The 19,902-nt window shown below is 43.4% G+C and carries 13 protein-coding genes and 1 pseudogene; 5 read left to right on the plus strand and 9 right to left on the minus strand.

Annotated features, from left to right (window positions below):
• Positions 1–15 precede the first annotated feature (15 nt).
• Complete coding sequence (locus C8N29_RS13215; protein ID WP_107866544.1) at positions 16–717, plus strand: START domain-containing protein; 702 nt, start codon at positions 16–18, stop codon at positions 715–717.
• A 187-nt stretch (positions 718–904) separates the two neighbouring features.
• Positions 905–1,606: an SRPBCC family protein gene (locus C8N29_RS13220; RefSeq protein ID WP_107866545.1), complete on the plus strand. Its 702-nt coding sequence runs from the start codon at positions 905–907 to the stop codon at positions 1,604–1,606.
• A 42-nt stretch (positions 1,607–1,648) separates the two neighbouring features.
• On the opposite strand, the gene sthA is transcribed toward C8N29_RS13220, so the two are convergent.
• Positions 1,649–3,046: a Si-specific NAD(P)(+) transhydrogenase gene (gene sthA / locus C8N29_RS13225; RefSeq protein WP_107866546.1), complete on the minus strand. Its 1,398-nt coding sequence runs from the start codon at positions 3,044–3,046 to the stop codon at positions 1,649–1,651.
• Between the two features lie 237 nt (positions 3,047–3,283).
• Here sthA and lipA point away from each other — a divergent pair, with 237 nt between their 5' ends.
• Both lipA and C8N29_RS13235 read left to right on the plus strand, forming a co-directional pair.
• The gene (lipA, locus tag C8N29_RS13230) at positions 3,284–4,240 is read left to right on the plus strand and encodes a lipoyl synthase (RefSeq protein ID WP_107866547.1); all 957 of its coding nucleotides are present in this window, start codon (positions 3,284–3,286) and stop codon (positions 4,238–4,240) included.
• A gap of 123 nt (positions 4,241–4,363) precedes the next feature.
• Positions 4,364–4,675 carry a GIY-YIG nuclease family protein gene (locus C8N29_RS13235; protein ID WP_107866548.1) on the plus strand — a complete coding sequence of 104 codons (312 nt, stop codon included), beginning with the start codon at positions 4,364–4,366 and terminating at the stop codon, positions 4,673–4,675.
• Positions 4,676–4,818: 143 nt separating this feature from the next.
• Here C8N29_RS13235 and C8N29_RS13240 read toward each other — a convergent pair whose 3' ends face one another.
• From C8N29_RS13240 to C8N29_RS13255, 5 genes and pseudogenes are all read right to left on the minus strand, one after another.
• Positions 4,819–7,125: a class I SAM-dependent DNA methyltransferase gene (locus C8N29_RS13240; protein ID WP_420836672.1), complete on the minus strand. Its 2,307-nt coding sequence runs from the start codon at positions 7,123–7,125 to the stop codon at positions 4,819–4,821.
• Positions 7,126–7,155: 30 nt separating this feature from the next.
• Positions 7,156–7,619, minus strand: a pseudogene (locus tag C8N29_RS17435) (type IIL restriction-modification enzyme MmeI); the annotation flags it as partial.
• Between the two features lie 36 nt (positions 7,620–7,655).
• Positions 7,656–8,057, minus strand: a complete 402-nt coding sequence (gene vapC / locus C8N29_RS13245) for a type II toxin-antitoxin system VapC family toxin (RefSeq protein ID WP_107866549.1) — start codon at positions 8,055–8,057, stop codon at positions 7,656–7,658.
• A complete protein-coding gene (locus C8N29_RS13250; protein ID WP_107866550.1) occupies positions 8,054–8,248 on the minus strand; it encodes a type II toxin-antitoxin system VapB family antitoxin in 195 nt (64 codons plus the stop codon). Before C8N29_RS13250 ends, vapC begins: the two co-directional genes overlap by 4 nt.
• A gap of 65 nt (positions 8,249–8,313) precedes the next feature.
• Complete coding sequence (locus C8N29_RS13255; RefSeq protein ID WP_107866551.1) at positions 8,314–9,015, minus strand: NAD(P)H-dependent oxidoreductase; 702 nt, start codon at positions 9,013–9,015, stop codon at positions 8,314–8,316.
• A 103-nt stretch (positions 9,016–9,118) separates the two neighbouring features.
• On the opposite strand from C8N29_RS13255, the gene C8N29_RS13260 reads away from it, so the two are divergent.
• On the plus strand, positions 9,119–9,994 hold the full coding sequence (locus tag C8N29_RS13260) for a crotonase/enoyl-CoA hydratase family protein (protein ID WP_107866552.1): 876 nt from the start codon (positions 9,119–9,121) through the stop codon (positions 9,992–9,994).
• 374 nt (positions 9,995–10,368) lie between these two features.
• Here the strand turns inward: C8N29_RS13260 and C8N29_RS13265 are convergent, their stop codons facing one another.
• The 3 genes from C8N29_RS13265 to C8N29_RS13275 are packed head-to-tail and all read right to left on the minus strand — an operon-like array spanning position 10,369 to position 19,745.
• Positions 10,369–10,863, minus strand: a complete 495-nt coding sequence (locus tag C8N29_RS13265) for a hypothetical protein (RefSeq protein WP_107866553.1) — start codon at positions 10,861–10,863, stop codon at positions 10,369–10,371.
• A gap of 60 nt (positions 10,864–10,923) precedes the next feature.
• Entirely contained in the window at positions 10,924–11,892 is a 969-nt protein-coding gene (locus C8N29_RS13270; protein WP_170106991.1) for a chemotaxis protein CheB, read from the minus strand.
• A 50-nt stretch (positions 11,893–11,942) separates the two neighbouring features.
• A complete protein-coding gene (locus tag C8N29_RS13275) occupies positions 11,943–19,745 on the minus strand; it encodes an Hpt domain-containing protein (RefSeq protein WP_107866555.1) in 7,803 nt (2,600 codons plus the stop codon).
• Between the last annotated feature and the right edge of the window lie 157 nt (positions 19,746–19,902).

A 19,902-nucleotide genomic window follows, 5' to 3' on the forward strand; every position in this document is an offset into this window, starting at 1 on the left:
TGCTGAGGTACTCCTATGCTGAAAAAACTGTGTGCCACCTTACTGATTGCATCACTGCCAAGTATTGCCCTTGCCGAAAGAGACTTGGATGATGTGCGTAGTGACACGATTGATAAAAATGAATGGCGACTTTCTAAAAATGATAAACGCCACAACATAAAAGCCTATGTCAAAAATGAAGAAGGTAAAGCGATTCGGTCTTTTCGAGTAGAAGCCTTATTTGACGCACCTATCGAAGTCATTGCCCGTATTCAAGGTGATGTAGACAGTTATATGCGCTGGCAATTTGGTGCACTCGAAGTTAAGTTACTTAAAAAAGTTTCCGACCGCGAATTTATCTATTATTTGGTTCATGATGCCCCGATTGGTACGCCCGACCGCGATGTGATTTTGCGCACCACGATTGAACCAATGACCGCTAAAAAACCTTATATTGGTGTCAAAGTCGTTGCGCTACCTGACTACTTACCCGACCGTCCCCCTTATGTACGCATGGAAGCCGAAAACTATAGCGTTAAAATTTCACCTGTTGGCAAAGACCAAACACTCTTAGAAGCCGAAGGTTTTATTGACCCTGGTGGAGTTGCACCTTCTTGGGCAGTGAACTTTGCCCAAGGCAAAGGCCCTTATTCCAATATGATGGGAATGAAACGACTGGCGGCTGACCCTAAAATTCGTGATGCCAAAGGGCCGCTACCCTTTACCTTTTTTGAATAGCGATTGGGACATTTAGGATGTGTAGGCTTATGTCGCTCAATGTCATACCCCATTAAGCGCATAAGCAGTACCAATTCATCAGCAGGATGCACAATCTCCACTCGTCCAACACATGACAGGTAGACATCGAAACCGCCTGAATGTTGTATAACCTGCAATGATTAAGGGTAACGCCCAGAGGTGCAACATGCTAAAACAACTGTGTCTTAGTCTCTGCTTATTAACACTCTCTCAGACTGCGCTTGCCAATCGTGACTTAGAAGACTTACGCGATACACCCAATCGCTCAGAATGGCGTCTAGCCAAAGAAAGTAAACTACACCGTATTAAGGTGTATGTAAAAAATGAAGACGGTCAAAATATCCGCTCTTTTCGTGTCGTCAGCACCATTGATGCCTCAATTGAAGCCCTAGCCCGTGTACAAAGCGACTTCGATAATTATAAACGTTGGTATTTTGCGACACTTGAAGTCGAATTTTTACAAAAAGTCTCTGACCGAGAATATATTTATTACATCGTACATGATGCTCCGATTGGCACACCTGACCGTGATGTTGTCTTACGTACCGTCATTGAACCGATGACGCCGCAACGTCCTTATGTCTTTATGCGTGTCAGTGCTTTACCTAATTTTTTAGCACCTCGTCCCCCTTATGTGAGAATGATAGCCGAAAACTATACCGTGAAATGGACGCCTATTGATGCCAATACCACCTTAGTGGAGTCCGAAGGCTTTATTAACCCTGGTGGCAATGTGCCTGCATGGGCAATCAATTTTGCGCAAAGTAAAGGGCCTTTTGTCAACATGATGGGGCTCGCGCGACAAGCGCAACTGCCACAATATAAAGATGCAACCACACCGCTACCTTTTACCTTTATTGAAAAATAAATCAACCATGATTTTAGGGGGCAAAAAATGCCCCCACCTAAATTAAAATAAACGATTTAGTCCATTAAGTGCGGCGACACGATAGGCTTCCGCCATGGTGGGATAGTTAAATGTCGTATTGGCAAAATAGCGTAGCGTATTACCGCCATTCTTCTGCTGCATAATCGCTTGGCCAATATGGACAATTTCTGCCGCATTATTACCAAAACAATGAATACCTAAAATAGCTAAGGTTTCACGGTGAAATAAAATTTTCAGCATGCCTACGGTTTCACCCGTAATTTGTGCGCGCGCCAAATGCCTAAAAAAGGCTTGCCCAACTTCATAGGGGACACGTTCTTCCGTCAGTTGTTTTTCGGTTTTACCCAACGACGAAATCTCAGGAATGGTATAAATTCCTGTAGGAACATCTTCCACTCGAGGGGTATCTGCCACACCTAAAATATGTGCTGCGGCGCAACGACCTTGGTCATAAGCAGCCGATGCCAACGAAGGCCAACCAATCACATCACCTGCAGCAAAAATATGTGGAATGGCGGTTTTGTATTGCTGGTCAACCGTAATTTGGCCTCGACTATTAGCCTGTAAACCCACTGCTTCCAACGCTAAATTATCGGTATTACCTGTACGTCCATTGCACCACAAAATTGCGTCAGCCTTAATTTTTTTACCCGATTTCAGGTGTAAGACCACACAATCATCAAAGGTTTCAACTCGTTCATACTGCTCTTGATGCCGAATTAAGACGCCTAACTCGCGTAGATAGTACGATAAAGCATCAGCGATTTCGTCATCTAAATAAGATAATAATTGCACTTGCGTATTGATTAAATCGACCTTGTAGCCAAGCCCAACAAAAATACTGGCGTATTCACAACCAATGACCCCCGCACCATAAATAATCAATTTATGCACAGGATAATCTAAGGTCAGAATTTTATCGCTATCAAAGACCCGTGGATGGCTAAAATCAATATCTTCAGGATGGTACGGACGGCTGCCTGTGGCAAGTACCGCCGAAGCAAAACTGAGTAATTCTGTGCCACCCTCTCGTGTTTTGATACTTAAATGCTGCGCATCCACAAAGTGGGCTTGTCCATAATACACATCGACCTCATTACGGTCATAAAATCGGCTATGTACGGCCACTTGTTGTTCGATAATGGTATGGGCGCGTGCCAACACTTGCGATAATGGTACGTTACGTAACTCCCCCACCCGTTGAAACATGACATCACGCTGATAACGCATAATGTTGAATACTGTCTGTCTCAAGGCTTTAGAGGGAATGGTGCCAACATGGGTACAATTGCCCCCTACTTGACCACGCGCATCGACTATTGCTACCTTTTTGCCTTCTTTAGACAGTTTCATGGCTGCTCCCTCGCCTGCGGGGCCTGCACCAATCACTACTACATCATAATCATGCGCTGTTTGCATTTATTACTTCCTATACGCTGTTCGTGAAAAACCTTGGTTTAATCGTCTGCTATATTACGTTAAAATAAGGCAAGTCAATCAGATGTTTAAGAGAGTCTGCTGAATATTTATCTTCGTTGCCTCCTAGCTATGCGCTGAATCATCCCAAGAACATGCACCCTCATTTGTGCAGTTCGCCCACACTGCGTATTTCTTAGGTCACAGCGACCATCTCTGCCCCTCATTGAGTACCGATGAATGAGTGAAATCGTCAAAGTCGTCACTGGCGAAAAATTACGCGGCGCTGAAAAAGTTGCTCGTATTCCAGTGAAAGTGATTCCTACCGAAACCCTACCGCGCAAACCAGACTGGATTCGTGTTCGTATTTCTAACCCCAACGAAGTACAACGTATTAAAGGCTTATTACGCGAACAAAAATTACATACGGTGTGTGAAGAAGCCGCTTGTCCTAATCTGCCTGAATGCTTTGGCGGTGGCACAGCTACTTTTATGATTATGGGGGATATTTGTACGCGCCGTTGTCCCTTTTGCGATGTCGCGCATGGCCGTCCTAATGCTTTAGATGCTGATGAACCACGTCATTTAGCCGAAACAGTGGCTAATCTCAAGTTAAAATATGTCGTCGTAACTTCGGTTGACCGTGACGACTTAAAAGATGGTGGCGCACAACATTTTGTTGACTGTATTAGCCAAACACGCTCGTTGAATCCAAACACCAAAATTGAAGTGTTAGTACCTGATTTTAGAGGACGCATGGATATTGCTTTGCGGATTATGCGTGAATGTCCACCCGATGTGTTTAACCACAACATCGAAACCGTGCCAAGAATTTATAAAGCGATTCGACCTGGTTCGGATTATCAACACTCTCTCACGTTGCTTAAACGCTTTAAAGAAGAATGTCCAGACGTGACAACCAAATGTGGTTTGATGGTCGGGATTGGTGAAACCAAAGAAGAAGTGTTAGCCGTATTGGACGATTTACGCGCCCACAATGTTGACCTCGTCACCATTGGCCAATATTTACAGCCGTCAAAAAATCATGCACCTGTTGACCGTTTTGTCCATCCTGATGAATTTAAAGAATATGCGGATTATGGCAAAAAATTAGGCTTCACCAATATTTGGAGTGGGCCAATGGTACGCTCTTCGTATCATGCAGATAGGCAGTATGAAGGAAAGGCGTTGGGGTGATTGATTTCGACTTACTTCGACTACGCTCAGTGACCGCCACTAGACCAACGCAAAAAGTTCCCTGAGCGGAGTCGTGTTCCCTGAGCGGAGTCGAAGGGGCAATAACTTTTAAAGGACTAAATTATGAAAGGATACTTATACATTTTACAATGTGCTGACGGTAGTTATTACACTGGCAGCACAACAAATATCCAATTACGATTATGGCAACACCAACAAGGAGAAGGTGCAAAACACACAGCGAAAAGACTGCCTGTTAAGCTGGTTTATACTGAGGAGTTTGACAGAATTGACGCTGCTTTTTATCGAGAAAAACAAGTACAAGGCTGGAGTCGGAAGAAAAAAGAGGCGTTGATAGTTGGCAAATTTAATCAACTGCCCTCATTGTCACAATGCCAAAATCAGAGCCATTATAAAAACTTCAATTCACACTAGGCTTCGACTACGCTCAGCCAGCGCAAAAAGTTCCCTGAGCGGAGTTGAAGGGGCTTATAGTTGATTCGACTACGCTCAATCAACAAAAATTAAAGCTGTTCCCTGAGGGGAGTCATGTTCCCTGAGCGGAGTCGAAGGGAATACTATTTTTTAATTTTTTTGGGCTTAACTGGCTCAACAGATGCAACAGAATCGTCCCCTGATTTTTGGCTTGCCCTGAGCTTGTCGAAGGGTTGAAGGGGCGCAGTATATTGTTGATACAGTTCAAATAAAAACGCTACCCTCTCTGCCTCATTAGCAAATTTGCTTTTGCCATAGGCGGCATCTACCGCTTTGTCGAGTTGTTGATGGGCTTTAAGCAAATTAGCAGGCATGGTTAAAGGGTCGTATAAATCGGCTAACGAACATTCGGGGTGTGCCGCCCGTGCGTCTAGTACCGTCTGTGCAGCAGCTTCGATAGTTTGTTTTTGTTTGTCGCTTGGGTTTAATGGCCACGGAAAGTTGTTATAAACAATAGCAACTGAATATTGATAATCACTTTTTAGACGACCTGTTATAGTTCTCATCCACGCCATGTGCATGGTTGAGTTAAGCACCCCAAAATGAAATACTGTCGCATCAGCAACTAATCTTAATTTATTACTACACAAAACAGATTTACCCAAAAAAGCAATGGGCATAAAAACTCTTCGCTCAGAGGATATTTCAGGCATTGCCAAGTAATTTTCTGTTGATGTAAAAGACGTATGAAATTTAGTTGGAAAATCGGCTATTTTTTGCGTTGGTAAGCTCGGACTAGCGGCACGATACTCTTTAACTTTTTGAATCAGCTTTTTACTTTCTGGCATTTTAGCCAAATCTTTAGGTGAAACGTCAGCAAGATGCAAAAAATAACACACCGTATTATTGATAAACTCTTCTCCTCCTAACCATCGCTTAAAATAAGGCTCAGCAATAGGTTCTTTTTTTATAAAATCTGACTTTTCATTTTCCGTAAAAAAATAATAACCGCCATCAATCGGTTTATTGCCACTGACCATTTCGGGTACAGAACAAATAGGCTGACGACGACTTTCTAGAAATTGATTTTTAGCATCGACCAAATACGCATTGATATTATTAGCACTAATAGGCAATGGTAAACCTTTGCCGTCTTCATAATCAAAAATCGTCTTTTTAAGCGTATTATCTTGACCAAAACCAATAATCACACAATGTACTGCCGCTTTGCCCGTTGCTGCACTTTGCCATTGAAAAGTGCGATGAGCAAACTGAATACATAAATTTTGCTCAAAAATCCAACCCCACAAAATACCCACTTGCTCACCTTGAGTAATTGAGTTGGTGGATACAAAAGCGGTGCGTGTTTTTGGAGCATCTTTCATTATGCAAGCTGCTTTAACAAACCATGCTCCCACGAAATCAACTTTGCCAAATTTTTTATCTTTAGGAAAAACTAAGTCAACATCATTTTGTTGTTCGGCTGAACGCCATTGATGACCAATAAACGGCGGATTACCCAATATATAATCCGTGACAGGCCAATCGGTTTGTAAGGCATTAGCATTTAAAATAGTCGCACTTTGCTTGAGCGGAATACGCGCATAGTGCATCCCAAAGCGGTCAGACACCAACAAATTCATTTGATGGTCAATCAACCACATCGCCACCCGCGCAATCTGTGACGGAAACTCCTCAATCTCAATGCCATAAAACTGATTAACATTACAACGAATCAAAGCCGAAACATCCATGATTAACTGCGTTGAGTCTTTTTGAATTTGCTCAATCACTTCTAGCTCTAACAAACGCAATTCTCTGTAAGCCACGACCAAAAAGTTACCACAACCACAGGCAGGGTCTAAAAACGTTAATTGGGCTATTTTATCGTGAAAAACATCTAACTTGGCGGCACGCACACTCACTTGTTTATGGGTTTTAATAGTTGCTAATTCGTCTCTTAATTCTTGTAAAAATAACGAGTTAATCATTTTTAAAATGTTTTGCTCGCTGGTGTAATGCGCCCCTAAGTTACGCCGTTCCTCTTTATTCATTACCGATTGAAACAACGCGCCAAAAATTTCGGGAGAAATCGCCTGCCAGTCAGTTGCACACGCGTCTATTAGCTCTTGACGCATTTTGGCATCAAAAGCCGCAGGCGGAATCACCTCTTTAAACAGCTCACCGTTAATGTACGCAAAGGCATTTAACTGTTCATCTAAATTTTTAAGGCGTTTTTCGCGGTTTAGCGTATCAAATAATTGGCTAATCCATGCGGCAAGGTCAGAGCCATCTTGTTGGGTACGTTGCACTAAAAAATTGTAAAATTGATTTTTATTAAAAATTTGCGTGTCTTCGGCAAACAAACAAAATAGCAAGCGAATCAACATCACACGCAATTCGTGGCCATCATAACCGTTTTCTTTGAGTTGGTCGTGCAAACGTCCCATGCGCTCGGCGGCAGCAATGTTGACCGCTTCTTGCTGTTGTCTAAACTCAGTTTCGTAGCCCGAAATAAAACCAAATAACTCAATGTTATCGGCTAAGTTAGCGACTAAAATTTTTTGCTGTTGTTGTGTTTCTATATCCAATAAATGCAAATGCTCAAAATCGCAGACAATCACATAACGTGGCAAATCATCTTGAGCAACTTTGGCAATTGACTGCAAATAATCAAGAGCTTGCGTGGTGGCTTTGGCTAAATCTGCACCGCGACTTTTTGCTCACAGACCAATTTTTTTGGCCAATACACATCAATAAAGCCTTGTGTGCCTTTGAGCTTTTTAAATGTGGCTTCAAAAATACCCACTTTACGGCGATTAACGCCAAATACTGCAAAAAACTCGTTCCAAAAGGTTTGAGATTCGGCTCGTTCGCGAGTTTCGTCTTTCCATTCAAGACTAAATTTACGCGCATTGGCACGAATTTGATTGGGGGATAACAAAATAACGCTCCTTGTATTGAGGCGTAAAAAACAGCTTTAGGTATTTGTTGTCACCGCTTTTAAGCCTAAATGGGTGACGAAGGGTATAAAATCTTTATCAGCAAATAACAGAGAATGGCCATATTCAATACAATGTGTGGCAATAATCACATCTGCTGTTTTACGAACGGTAACGCCACGTTTGCGTAAAAAACGAAAGTTATCGGCGGCTTGTATGGCTAAGTCTGTCCCTAACATGTCAAACACCGTTAATGTAAGCAATAATTTTTTCGCAGTTTGATAATCTGTATCTACACGAAATCCGCGTAATACCTCCGTTAAAATCAAATCGCCAATAGCAAGCGGTTCAACACCAAGCAAACTATCTAATTTATTAGCGGATGGCGTGGGTTGGCCATTAAAATAGTCAATCCAAACACTTGAATCTATAAGAATCATTGATTGAGTCTCATGTCTTCAAGGTCATCTTCCCATTTCAGTTTTCCACGAAAAGCCTTAATCGACTCTTGTTGCTTGAGTTTAATGAGCATTTTTAACCCCAACTCAACCGCTTCTTTTTTGGTTTTTAATCCTGTGGCTTTTAAAGCATCGTGCATTAAAGCATCATCTATCACAATATTGGTACGCATTTTTTGAACTCTATAATGTGTATTTTATATTGTAATATACACATTATAGATAATTTTAGCTACGATTACTTCGGATACAACTTGCTATCAAACTCATCCATATGCGGATAACGTAATGGCGTTAAACTGTCTAAATTGGCTAAATAATTTTTATAATCCACCAAAATTTGCTCGCGTGCTTCGGGTTTAATATAGGGCACATGATAGCCAATAAACGGTGGCAACACCTCAAAGCCCACATACGCTAAAGTACCACGCAACAAAGGACGCAACATGCCATCCACCAACTCACCATGAATAGCTTTTTCACCAAACATATGCTCACGGCCACCCAAAGTTAAAGTCACTAAAGCTTTTTTACCTTTTAAGCCACCTTGGTCATAAAAACGCATTCCGCCATAGCACACCCCCGAAATTAACACGCGGTCAATCCACCCTTTTAAAATCGCAGGCACAGAAAACCAATATAACGGAAAGTTAAAAATCACCAAATCCGCTGCTTTTAACTTTTCTAACTCAGCCGCAATATCAGGTGCAATTGCTTGTTGTTCGTAGTTATGACGCTGTTCTAAGGCATACACCAAATACTCAGGATTTTTGCGCTGGGCAAAATCGTTAGCAGAAGCCACAGGATTCCAATTCATCTCATATAAATCGGACACCTGTACTTGATAACCAGCAGCCGTTAATTGCTCGGTGGCCAAGTGCATCAAGGCGCTATTAAACGATTTGGCTTCGTGATGGGCGTGAACAATCAAAACATTCATTATTAAAACTCATTTGGTTAAAAATAAACTTGATTTCAGCACGAAAGTACCAGTATAAGCAACTAGGCTTTTTACATAGCAGCTTTTAGGAGTAAATAATAACATGACTTATCAGACCCTCTTATATCAAGTCGAAAACCGTATTTTGACGATTACCCTCAACCGTCCCGAACAAATGAATGCCTTTACCGTTGAGATGGCCAATGAATTAGAGCACGTCTTCAAAACTGCCAGTGACGACGACAATATTGGTGCGATTGTGGTGACAGGCGCAGGTAAAGCCTTTTGTGCTGGCATGGATTTAAGCAAACAAGGTAATGTCTTTGGTTTGAATGAAAACTTACAACCGACAATAGCCGATATGGAACAGCGCTTAGACGATGAAGAAATGATTGCAGGGGTACGAGATACAGGTGGTCGTGTCACCTTGGCTATTTTTGATTGCAAAAAACCTGTGATTGGTGCGATTAATGGCGCAGCCGTGGGCATTGGCGCAACCATGACCTTGGCAATGGATATTCGTTTAGCCTCCTCTAAAGCACGGATTGGTTTTGTTTTTGGCAAAATTGGCGTAGTGCCAGAAGCCTGTTCAAGCTGGTTTTTGCCACGTATTGTCGGTATCAGCCAAGCCTTAGAATGGGTGTATAGTGGTGATATTTTAACTGCCGAAGAAGCTCAACAAGGCCGTTTAGTCAAAGCGATTTATAGCCCAGAAACCTTGTTAGAAGAAGCTTATAAACTCGCCCATAAGTTTATAGATAATCGTTCACCTGTTGCTATCGCCTTTGCTCGACAAATGATGTATCGCAATGCCGCCCAAACACACCCGATTGAAGCGCATAAAGTAGACTCTTTGGCCATGTTTTACACCAGTCTTGACGATGGCAAAGAAGGTGTAAAATCCTTTTTAGAAAAACGCGCCCCTGAATTTACAGGGAAAGCCAGTCAAATGCCTGAATTTTATCCTTGGTGGAAATAGGGGCTGTTGACGTTTTGCATGTGAGCAGCGTTGCTGATAAACATGGACTCAGGCAAGGCACAAAACGCAGCAAATAGTGATTCTATTGGCAAGTTTTGTCACGTAGTATGAGTCTACTTTTAACGCAATCTTCAGGGAAAGAACGATTTTTTGAGGTTAATTTGTTGTTCATCGCTTATTTAGAATAACCAAGCTACACGACTCGCGCCGCGTATCCTCTAAAAAATAGCTTCTTTCGCAACCACAATCAAAACGTCAGCAGACCCTAAGGTTTTCGCTTGAATAACCAGAAAATATGCCCTGTATTTTCTGGCTGTTACTCACTGATATGAGCACTTTTACGGACATATCGACAGAACTATCTCGGCGATATTTTATATGAGTGTTAAGATTTTAGCCTCTAAGGCATCAAGGTCTGGAATGACTGCCATTGCCTCTTGGTAACGTACTTGCAAATACTCCATCGCGGTGACGGTCGCTTTTTCTAAGTCTTCCAGTTCGGCAATTTTTACTTTAACGGCAAGCGGCTCTGCCTGCAACGCAATTGCATAATGACTTAGCTTCTCGTTATGGTTAATACTGTGAATGATAGCCACTTTTTGGGGTTCAGACGCTGCCGAGAGCCCACATAATACTTCAAAGTTAACCACAGGTACTTGTTCTGAATTCCATAAAATCTGCCCTAAGAGGCCATTTTTTTTGGCTTTTTTAGGTGACTTGATGCCCGTCGCTGGTAGTACATCTAAGACGGTGACCGCAGGCAATAATAACCTTTTTTGCCATAATGGCAGCAAACAAACGTCTAATTTACCCGTTGTTGCACTCAGTAGGGTGGTTTGCCCTAATGTGGGAAGCTGTGCTTGTGCCATAGTTTACCTCAATGGATTGAGTGTTATTAAAAGACTTAGCATAATGCTCTAATAACTATATTAGGTATTTAAGGTTTGATTTACATAATTAACTAAACGATTGGCTAAATCAAACGGTGTTCCTGTAAAAGAAACACAGCCCGTTGCACGCATGGCATCAGGTTGACTAGGGCAAGCACATGTTTGCTCATCTTGCGCCCAAACCACCCCCCCTGCTTCGACCATCAACGGCCCACTGATAGAGCCGTCACTGCCCATGCCACTAAAAATAATGGAAATTGCTCGTTTTTGAAAACGGCGACTGACATTGGCAATCACTTGGTCTATTGACGGTGAGTATGGGCCGTCCCATTTAATATTACGCGAAACCACCTGACCATCGGCACTAAAGTCGATTTCTGTTTCAACAGGCGCAATCAAAAGCTCACTATTTTTTAACTGCTCTCCACCACGTGCAATCAGACACGGCATATGATTATGTCGCACTAAAACCCGTGTCAGGGATTCTTGCATACGGCCATCAATATGCTGTGCCAACACAAAGGCCACAGGAATTCCCTTAGGCACATAGTCCAAGAACTCTTTGACGGCAGCAGGTCCGCCCAAGGAGGCGGCAAGTACACAGACAAACTCAACCCGTTGATATTTACGCTTAAATAACTCGTCGGGAATAACGATTTGTTTGGGACGTGTTGGATTGCTAGGGCCACGCTCTAAAGGCTCTAAATTCTCTTGAACAACAGGATGTCCGACAACTTCGTATAATTTAATAAAAACCCGTCGTTCCCAACGCGGATACTGACGCGTGCCTTGAGTGGGGGCTACATCAAGTCCAAATAGAACGGGCACATCAGTTGCCAGCACTCGCTCTATCAAATCGTCATCTTCTTCCTGTAAATCAATCAACCATACATCAGGGTCAGCGGCATTGAATAATTTATTATCTAATCTATCGGGCGCACAGTTGAGGACAAGGTCATAACCTTGTCCTTTTACTGCATGCGCGAGTGCTAATCGTTGCAGGCTCATATCGCACACGATAGCAACACGCGGATTCCTTTTGCTTGTCATAACCTTATTTACCGCTCAGAAACTGTCGCTAATAACTCAGCTATCGTTTCAAGTAATTGTTGCTCTTGGAATGGTTTACCCATGTAGGCATTTACCCCAATTTGGAAGGCGCGTTCACGGTGTTTTTCACCCGTACGCGAGGTAATCATAATAATGGGTAAGCCCAACAAGTTGGGATTGTGGCGTACCAACGATGCCACTTCGAAACCGTCCATACGCGGCATTTCAATGTCAAGCAACATAATATCTGGACGAATTTCTTCCAGTTTGGTAATTGCATCTAGACCATCTTTGGCTAAGACCACATCATAACCGTGACGCTCTAATAAACGAGAAGTCACTTTACGTACTGTAACCGAGTCGTCAACCACCATGACGGTACGCGTTGAGCGCTCTTGAACTGCGGGGGTTGTCTCCTCGACCACTTGTTTTTGACGCGGTTTTTGTAGTGCGGCTGCACGTAACATCGCAATCGTATCGAGAATGATAACAACCGAACCATCCCCTAAAATGGTTGCTCCCGAAATACCTGCTACCGAAGCCAACTGTGCCCCTACAGACTTAACCACAATTTCACGCGAGCCAATTAATTGGTCTACCTGTATAGCAACACGTTGGTCTGCGCCACGCACCAATAAAATGGGTAATGGTAGGGTTTGACCAAATAAGCTAGGGACACGAATACCGTGCACAAACTCGCCCAAGTAGTGCAACTTATAACCAATATTTGCATACTCGAATGCGGGCGCATTGGGGGCGTAATATGTCTCCAACTCGTAGGGGCTCGCGCGCACAATACCTTCAATTTGTGATAACGGAATCGCATACACATCTTCGCCAATACGTACCATCAAGGCTCGGCTCACAGCCACAGTGAAGGGTAAGCGCATAACAAAGGTTGTACCTTTGCCTTGTTCAGACTGAATAACAACGGTACCACCCAGTTGTTTAATCTCACTCTGAACAACGTCCATCCCCACACCACGACCCGAAATCTGAGTCACTTTTTGCGCCGTAGAAAAGCCCGCATGGAAAATAAACTGCAATAATTCACGTTCGCTAATCGTACTATTTTCATCTAACAAGCCACGCTCAATGGCTTTTTTACGTACCGCATCAATATTAACGCCTTTACCATCGTCAGCGAGTGTCAGAACAATTTCTCCCCCCTCACGACCAATCGATAAGGTTACGCGTCCCATAGCTTCCTTACCCGCAGCAGCACGTTCGGCAGGGTTTTCTAAACCGTGGTCAACGGCGTTACGCAACATATGTTCTAAGGGAGCAACAATCCGTTCTAATAAGGTACGGTCCATTTCACCTTCAGCATTGATAACATACAACTCTGCAGGTTTGCGTAATTCACCTGATGTTTGACGCACAATACGTTGTAAACGTGGCACCAAACGCGAGAAGGGCACCATGCGAGAGCTCATCAATCCTTCTTGCAATTCGGTATTTAGACGTGATTGCTGTAAAAGTAACGTTTCGGTATCACGCGCTTTTTCAATCAAGGTGGCTTTAATATCAAATAAGTCGGATGCAGATTCGGATAAAGACTTAGATAACTGGTTCAACGACGAATATTGGTCCATTTCCAAGGGGTCGAAATCTTCATATTTGCCACCTTCTTGGGTATGTTTTGCCAAAATTTGAACTTCTAATTCACCTTCCATACGACGTAATTGGTCAACCAACCGTTGTACTGTTGCGCCCATTTCCTCTACGGTTTGACCGAAACTGTGCACACCCATTTCTACACGCGAGCGAACAATCGACGTTTCACCTGCAAGGTTAATAAGTTTTTCCATCAATTCAGAGGAAACACGAATCATCTCTTGTGCCGCTTGCTGTACATTTGTCGCTTGGCGGAAATTACCTGTCATCGATGGCATTACCCCTGATGACAATACAGGTAGTTTGGGAGCTTCTTCAGCGACAGGCACTTCAGAGACACTAGACTTCGTCTCTACAGTGGGTACAGGCATTTTAATCGCAGGGACAATCGTGGGTTGACTATCGACATAACTTTGTGGGCTTGCTAAGTAGCGTTTTAATTGCTCCACTAAATCTGTCACAGCAAGCGATTTTCCTTCTTTTTGCAGTTTATCTACAGCATCGGCAATACGGTCATGACAGCGTTGTAATAAGGCGAATACTTCTGTACCGCCTTGATAACGTAATTGACACACGCCCTCGTAAATATTTTCCATTTCATGTGCCAAATCACCCAGTGAATTGACACCCGACATACGTGCACCCCCTTTTAAGGTATGCAAACCACGTTGTAAAATTTGTACAGGCGCAATATTCGCTGGCTCTTGTACCCATGCTTGTAAACTTGCATTCGTCTCATCCACAATTTCTTGTGCTTCTTCTAAGAAAATTGCTAACAACTCAGGGTCTAAGTCTTCGGCTAGTACCTCGACAGGGCTGGCCACACTAGGCATGGTGCTGATAGTAGCTGCTTCGAGGTTTTGAACAGACGTTGCTTGGCTTTCTGGCAATGCGGCAGATGGCTGTGTTGATGTAGGCATAGCCGCCTTAGTCGAGCCACCTGCCGCTAATGAGAAAAAATCCAAAATAACAGTATCTTTGGGTGTATGACGATATAAATCAATCACAGTGACCAAGTCTTTTGCATACTTACAACGGCCTTCCCGTTGTAAATCTTCAATCATTTGCGCCAGACGGTCATGGCAACGCTGTAACAAATCGAGTAAGACTTGTGTCGCTTGATAACGGTTATTGACTAAATCTTCGTATAAGAATTCTAGTTCATGCCCCAAATCACCTAAACTGGTGACTACCGCCATACGTGCACCGCCTTTTAAGGTGTGCAAATGGCGTTGGAGTACACGTAAAGGTTGTTTATCTTCCAGATTATTACGCCAGTTCGTGAGCTCGTCATCAGCCGCAGTGAGAACCTCTTCGGCTTCTTCTAAGAAAATTGCCAACAACTCAGCATCTGCACCGTCATCTATTTCGGCTTCTGCGGGTACATAGGCTGCAAATGTATCTGTTGTAGTCGCTAGTTGAACAGGTGCACCACCCCATTCACGCAAGCGTGCCATGAGTTTGGGATTGGCTTGTACCGTTTGACAGGCGGCTAAAGTATCAAAGATATTGATAATTTCGTCATGGGCACTCGACAAATCTTCTAACAACTGTTCATTTGCTAAGGCTTTGGTAGTATCTTCGGCAACAAAACGGTAAACACAAATTAACTGGTCAGCAAGCTCCGATAAAGGCGATACCGCCGATTGCTTGGCGGCAGGCGCTAATAATTCTAATTCGCGTAGTAGACTTTGAATAATATCGTCGTGCTCTGGCGATTGTAACCATCCAGACAATTCCCAAGGCGCATCTAATAATAGCTCTATGCCCAAATCAATAAAAGACGCCACTAAACCTGCTGTATTGGTCGTGATAGGCGCTGTAATGGCATCATCAGAGACTGAGGCATGTGCGACTTGTTCTATACGGCTAATCAAGCTATGACGTTCGGCGACTGTTCCCGCCCCGCCTTGACTCACATCATTAATACTTTGCTTAATCAGACGATGGGTCTCTGACAATAACTCCATGTGTTTTGCTTGTAAACCACGGCCTTGGGTACGTAAATCCTTAAATAAATGCTCCATCGGTGCCGCAATCTCTGCAACCGTTTTGACCCCCGCCATCCCTGCACTACCGCGCAAGGTATGTAGTGCGCGCAAAATTTGGTCTGTTACAGGCATCGCATTGTATTGTGCGGGTAAATGCGCAAGGTAATTTGCAATTTCGTCTAAGTAGCTATTTGCCTCTGTCGTAAAAATATCAATCAATACAGGGTCTTGCAGATGCTCGTTTTCAGTCGCTATGGTTGCTGTCGGCATATCTGCTAAGCTAGCAGCTAACTCTTCAAAGGCATCACTCAGATCTTCATCTTCGTTATCCTCAGCTTGTTCAGATGATTCTGCAACAGCCTCAAGGTCAATCTCTACTGACTCATTCGCCGACTCAACATCAGGTACTAACGGCTCAATTGCTGCTTCAGTCTGCTGGGCAACACCTGTTTGACCATTTGCGCATGCAACTGCTGCTTCAATTTGAGCAATAGAGACCACTTGTGCACGAGCAAAATGGTCAGCGATACTCATGAGTGGGGAGGTATTTAAGCGCGGCGTTTCTTTATTTTGGAAGTTACTAATTAACTCAGGGATAACATTAATCACCTCAGTAATCAGCCTGACCATTTCAGCTGAGGGTTTTGTGGTTTTGTCGATAACACGATTGAGCATGTTTTCAATGCCCCATGCCAACTCTCCTTCAACTTTTGCTCCAACCATACGGCCTGAGCCTTTTAAGGTGTGGAATCCACGACGAAACTCTGTTAATGCGGCGTTATTGTCAAAATTTGCTGCCCATTTGGGGAAATAGGTATTGATTGTCTCTAAAACTTCTTCGACTTCTTCGATAAAAATTTCTCGAATTTCGTCATCTTGACTGAAGTCGTCTTCTGGCATCGCAATATGTTGAGGGACATCTAAAATAGGTGCGGCGAGTTTTACAGGCTCAACGTTCGTGCTGATAGTAGTCTCTGGCTTATCATTTTGCGCAAAGAGAGCTGGCGATGGTGTCAACGCTGCTTCTTCGCCTAAATCCATCGGTACGGCAAAGTCTTCATCCATCAAGTCAGTTTCAATATATACTGCTTCCGATAACTCTGCTTCTTCGGTCAAGTCTTTGACATCGCTAAGGGCTAACGCAGGTAAATCGGGGATAGTCATATTCTCAAAAGTGAGTTCATCGGCTGTTGTGTCAGCAGGCATAGTGACACTAGCAGCTGGCTGAATTACCACGGTTTCGGCAAATGCCTCTGCACTCGTGACTTCTGGCTCTTCACTGCTAATATGGTCTTCTATAGGTTCTAAACTCACTTGATGACGCGCAACGGCTAGCGCCCACTCCACATCTTCCATACTAACAGTTTGCGCTTTGGCAAACATCTCGGCAGCAGTCATCAGCGCGGGCGTTGCTATACTGGGGGTTTCTTTTTGTTGGAAGTTGGCAATTAAATCAGGCACCACAGAGACGACATTCTGAATCAACGTCATCATAGCGGGGGTTGTCGTAGCCGTTTTATCTATCACCCGATTCAGCATATTCTCAATAGACCATGCTAATTCAGCCGTGACTTTTGCACCTACCATACGCCCAGACCCTTTGAGCGTATGAAAACCACGACGGACTTCAGTTAAAGCCGATTTGTTCTCGTAGTTAGCCGCCCACTTAGGCAGATAGGTATGAATCGTTTCTAAGACTTCTTCCGCTTCTTCAATAAAGATTTCTCGAATTTCGTCATCTTCACTAAAGTCATCTTCTGGAACCACGGCACTGATTTCAAAACGTAATACAGGCGCAGCCTTGCTCACAGGCATTTGTGAAATGGCTGGTGTACTAGGCGTTACAAGCTCAGGCTCCTGCGTCATAGTCACCGTCATTTCGAGTGTTTGTTCCGCCTCGATGACAGGCTCTGACGGGACATCTACCGCAACTGGCGGTGCAGATTGAGGATTATCGGTGACCGTCATATTCAACAATGCGGCAGGAATTTGCATATTAACGAGTGTCGGGGCTAAATCTTCCGAGTCACTGTACATCGACTCCGTATCATCAAAACGTACTGGCTGCGGCGCAACAGGTTCTGAAGATGCTGGCTCTACATGTTTAGACTTAGGACTAAAACTCATATCGCCAAGAATGGCTTCTGCATCAAATGTTAAGGTACTACTAAACAGATTTTCGTCAGGCTCTGTTGCACTCTTTGTTGGCTCTAGTTCTTTAATAGCAGGCATATTGATTTGCGTGCGGCTATCGCTATCTTCCAACTGCTGTGTTAATTCAGCTAAATCATCCGAAGCCAAGGGTATATTTAATGCTGGCATAGAGACTAAGGTTTTTTCCATATCTAAGACATGGTCAACATCAGGATTGCGCTGGTCAATTTTTTCTAAATCCATCGGTTCATCCAGTGGTACCGCGGGCATATTCAAGAGCGTCTTCTCTAAAGTGGACTCTGGTAATGTGCCAAAATCAATTTCAGGTAACTCTTTTTCCGCAGGTGTTTTGGCTTCTGCTCTACGTGCAACAGGCTCTGGCGGAGGGACTAATACCAAACCATAACCTAACTTTTCTAAGGATTGGGCAGCCAAATCGAGCAGATTATTATTTTGATGATGATTAGCAACACGCTCTAAATAGTACTCTACCGACGAAATAACATCTGCGAGCGTATCCATCTCTGACCAACTGGGGCGGTAATCATCACTCAGCAAATGGTGTTGTATAAACTCCGATAATCGCGCCAATATTTGTGCAGGACGCGCCAAATCTAACATGGTCAGGCCACCACGTACTGTACTTAATAAATTGGGTAATTCTTGTAAGTACTGTGGACTCCATTGCGAGCTGATATATTCAACGATACATTCTTTCGCTTTTTCTAAGGCGGTGCGTGACTCTCTTAACACAGCACCTTGCGCGGCTGATAACTGGTCAATCATGGCGTTACCGCCAAAGTCACTATCACCAATAGCAAAGACTTGCTCTTCTGTCAGTTGCTGCAGACTTGACTCGACTTCAATCAAAGCACTCGCCACAACTAATAATGCCCCTTCAGGCAATACACCAAAGTTTAATGCTTTATTTAATGTGCGTACTTGCTCAGAAATACTGCGTTGCAAATGTGCTAAGCCCAACACTTGTAAGGTGCTAGATACTTGACGCAAGACAGGTAATAAAGGCTCTAAGGCTCTAATATTAGGATGGTCAGAATAGGTCAAATCATCAATTGTCTCTTTAACGCCTGCTAACTCATCAGAAACACTTTTGATCACGGACTGCATTGCATGGCGGTCAGGTGCGGCTAGTTTTTCTTTTTCAGCCTCAACGACATCTAGAGTTGGCAAGGCCTCATCTAAACGGTACAAGGCGCGCATGGCCACAATACGATAACTTTCGCCACGACTTTTAGCGAGATAGTACAAAATGTTTTTTAATAAATCTAAGGTCGGGGTGTGCTGAGGATAAACTGCGAACTTACGCAACTCCTGCTCTACTTCTCCCAATAATGTCTTAATTGCTGGCGTTAAGGGGATGTGATTATGCATTAAGCCTTCGACTAAGGCTGAAGCAACTTGCCACAAGGCTTGTAAGGCTTTTGCCCCCATAAATAAGCTAAGTTTTTCAAAAATAACGAGAAGCTGCTCGTATTGTTGTTGTAATTGCTGCTGACGAATAATGCCCAATAAACTTAACTGATAACCATGACGCAGCTTTTTGAGTGCCGCTGGGTTAGCTGCTACACCTGACTGCCCTAATACAGAAAATACTCGACTAAAATCAGGCTTAAATAAAGCTAACTCCGACAACGGGGTTTCATCGTGCGCAATACGTAATGCATTGATAGTTGGCAACAATACAAACGGCGTGTCACGTTTAGCTATTTGTAAACGCTCTAAATAGGCAGGCAACTGTAACATCGCTTCAATTAAAGCATGATGTGCTTGTTGTGTATCTGAAACTTTATTATTTACCAGTGATAAACATAACTTTTCCATTTCTTCCGCAAGCAAAGCTGCACCAAAGAACTCGACCATTTGCAAGGTGCCGCATACTTGATGCAAATAAGCCAAACAAAAGCGTAATTTAGCCACATCACTTGGATTTGTGATATAGGCTTCTAGGGCTTGTTGTGCCTGCTTTAAGGTCTCTTGGATTTCACTTTTAACCCAATCCAAAGCGAGAAAATTATGGTTATCACTCATCTTTTTACCCCCCCTCTGGGGACTTGATGCGGTTATTGAATATAAATCATGCGCAATACGCGTTTAAAAATTTATATCCTATTTATCATCTTAGGGTTCATATAATTTATCAAAGAGGCTAGCGTCTAGAGTCTATCACTCGACGACAACCTCGTCC

Source organism: Agitococcus lubricus, from assembly GCF_003051055.1.
Classification (GTDB): Bacteria; Pseudomonadota; Gammaproteobacteria; order Pseudomonadales; family Moraxellaceae; genus Agitococcus; species Agitococcus lubricus.

Bases quoted from the DNA above. Each gene is read 5' to 3' on its own strand.
- C8N29_RS13235 (WP_107866548.1), top strand. From the start codon at position 4,364: ATGAAAGGATACTTATACATTTTACAATGTGCTGACGGTAGTTATTAC.
- C8N29_RS13250 (WP_107866550.1), bottom strand. From the start codon at position 8,248: ATGCGTACCAATATTGTGATAGATGATGCTTTAATGCACGATGCTTTA.
- C8N29_RS13265 (WP_107866553.1), bottom strand. From the start codon at position 10,863: ATGGCACAAGCACAGCTTCCCACATTAGGGCAAACCACCCTACTGAGT.
- C8N29_RS13270 (WP_170106991.1), bottom strand. From the start codon at position 11,892: ATGAGCCTGCAACGATTAGCACTCGCGCATGCAGTAAAAGGACAAGGT.
- C8N29_RS13215 (WP_107866544.1), top strand. From the start codon at position 16: ATGCTGAAAAAACTGTGTGCCACCTTACTGATTGCATCACTGCCAAGT.
- sthA (WP_107866546.1), bottom strand. From the start codon at position 3,046: ATGCAAACAGCGCATGATTATGATGTAGTAGTGATTGGTGCAGGCCCC.
- vapC (WP_107866549.1), bottom strand. From the start codon at position 8,057: ATGATTCTTATAGATTCAAGTGTTTGGATTGACTATTTTAATGGCCAA.
- C8N29_RS13255 (WP_107866551.1), bottom strand. From the start codon at position 9,015: ATGAATGTTTTGATTGTTCACGCCCATCACGAAGCCAAATCGTTTAAT.
- C8N29_RS13260 (WP_107866552.1), top strand. From the start codon at position 9,119: ATGACTTATCAGACCCTCTTATATCAAGTCGAAAACCGTATTTTGACG.
- C8N29_RS13240 (WP_420836672.1), bottom strand. From the start codon at position 7,125: ATGGGACGTTTGCACGACCAACTCAAAGAAAACGGTTATGATGGCCAC.
- lipA (WP_107866547.1), top strand. From the start codon at position 3,284: ATGAGTGAAATCGTCAAAGTCGTCACTGGCGAAAAATTACGCGGCGCT.
- C8N29_RS13275 (WP_107866555.1), bottom strand. From the start codon at position 19,745: ATGAGTGATAACCATAATTTTCTCGCTTTGGATTGGGTTAAAAGTGAA.
- C8N29_RS13220 (WP_107866545.1), top strand. From the start codon at position 905: ATGCTAAAACAACTGTGTCTTAGTCTCTGCTTATTAACACTCTCTCAG.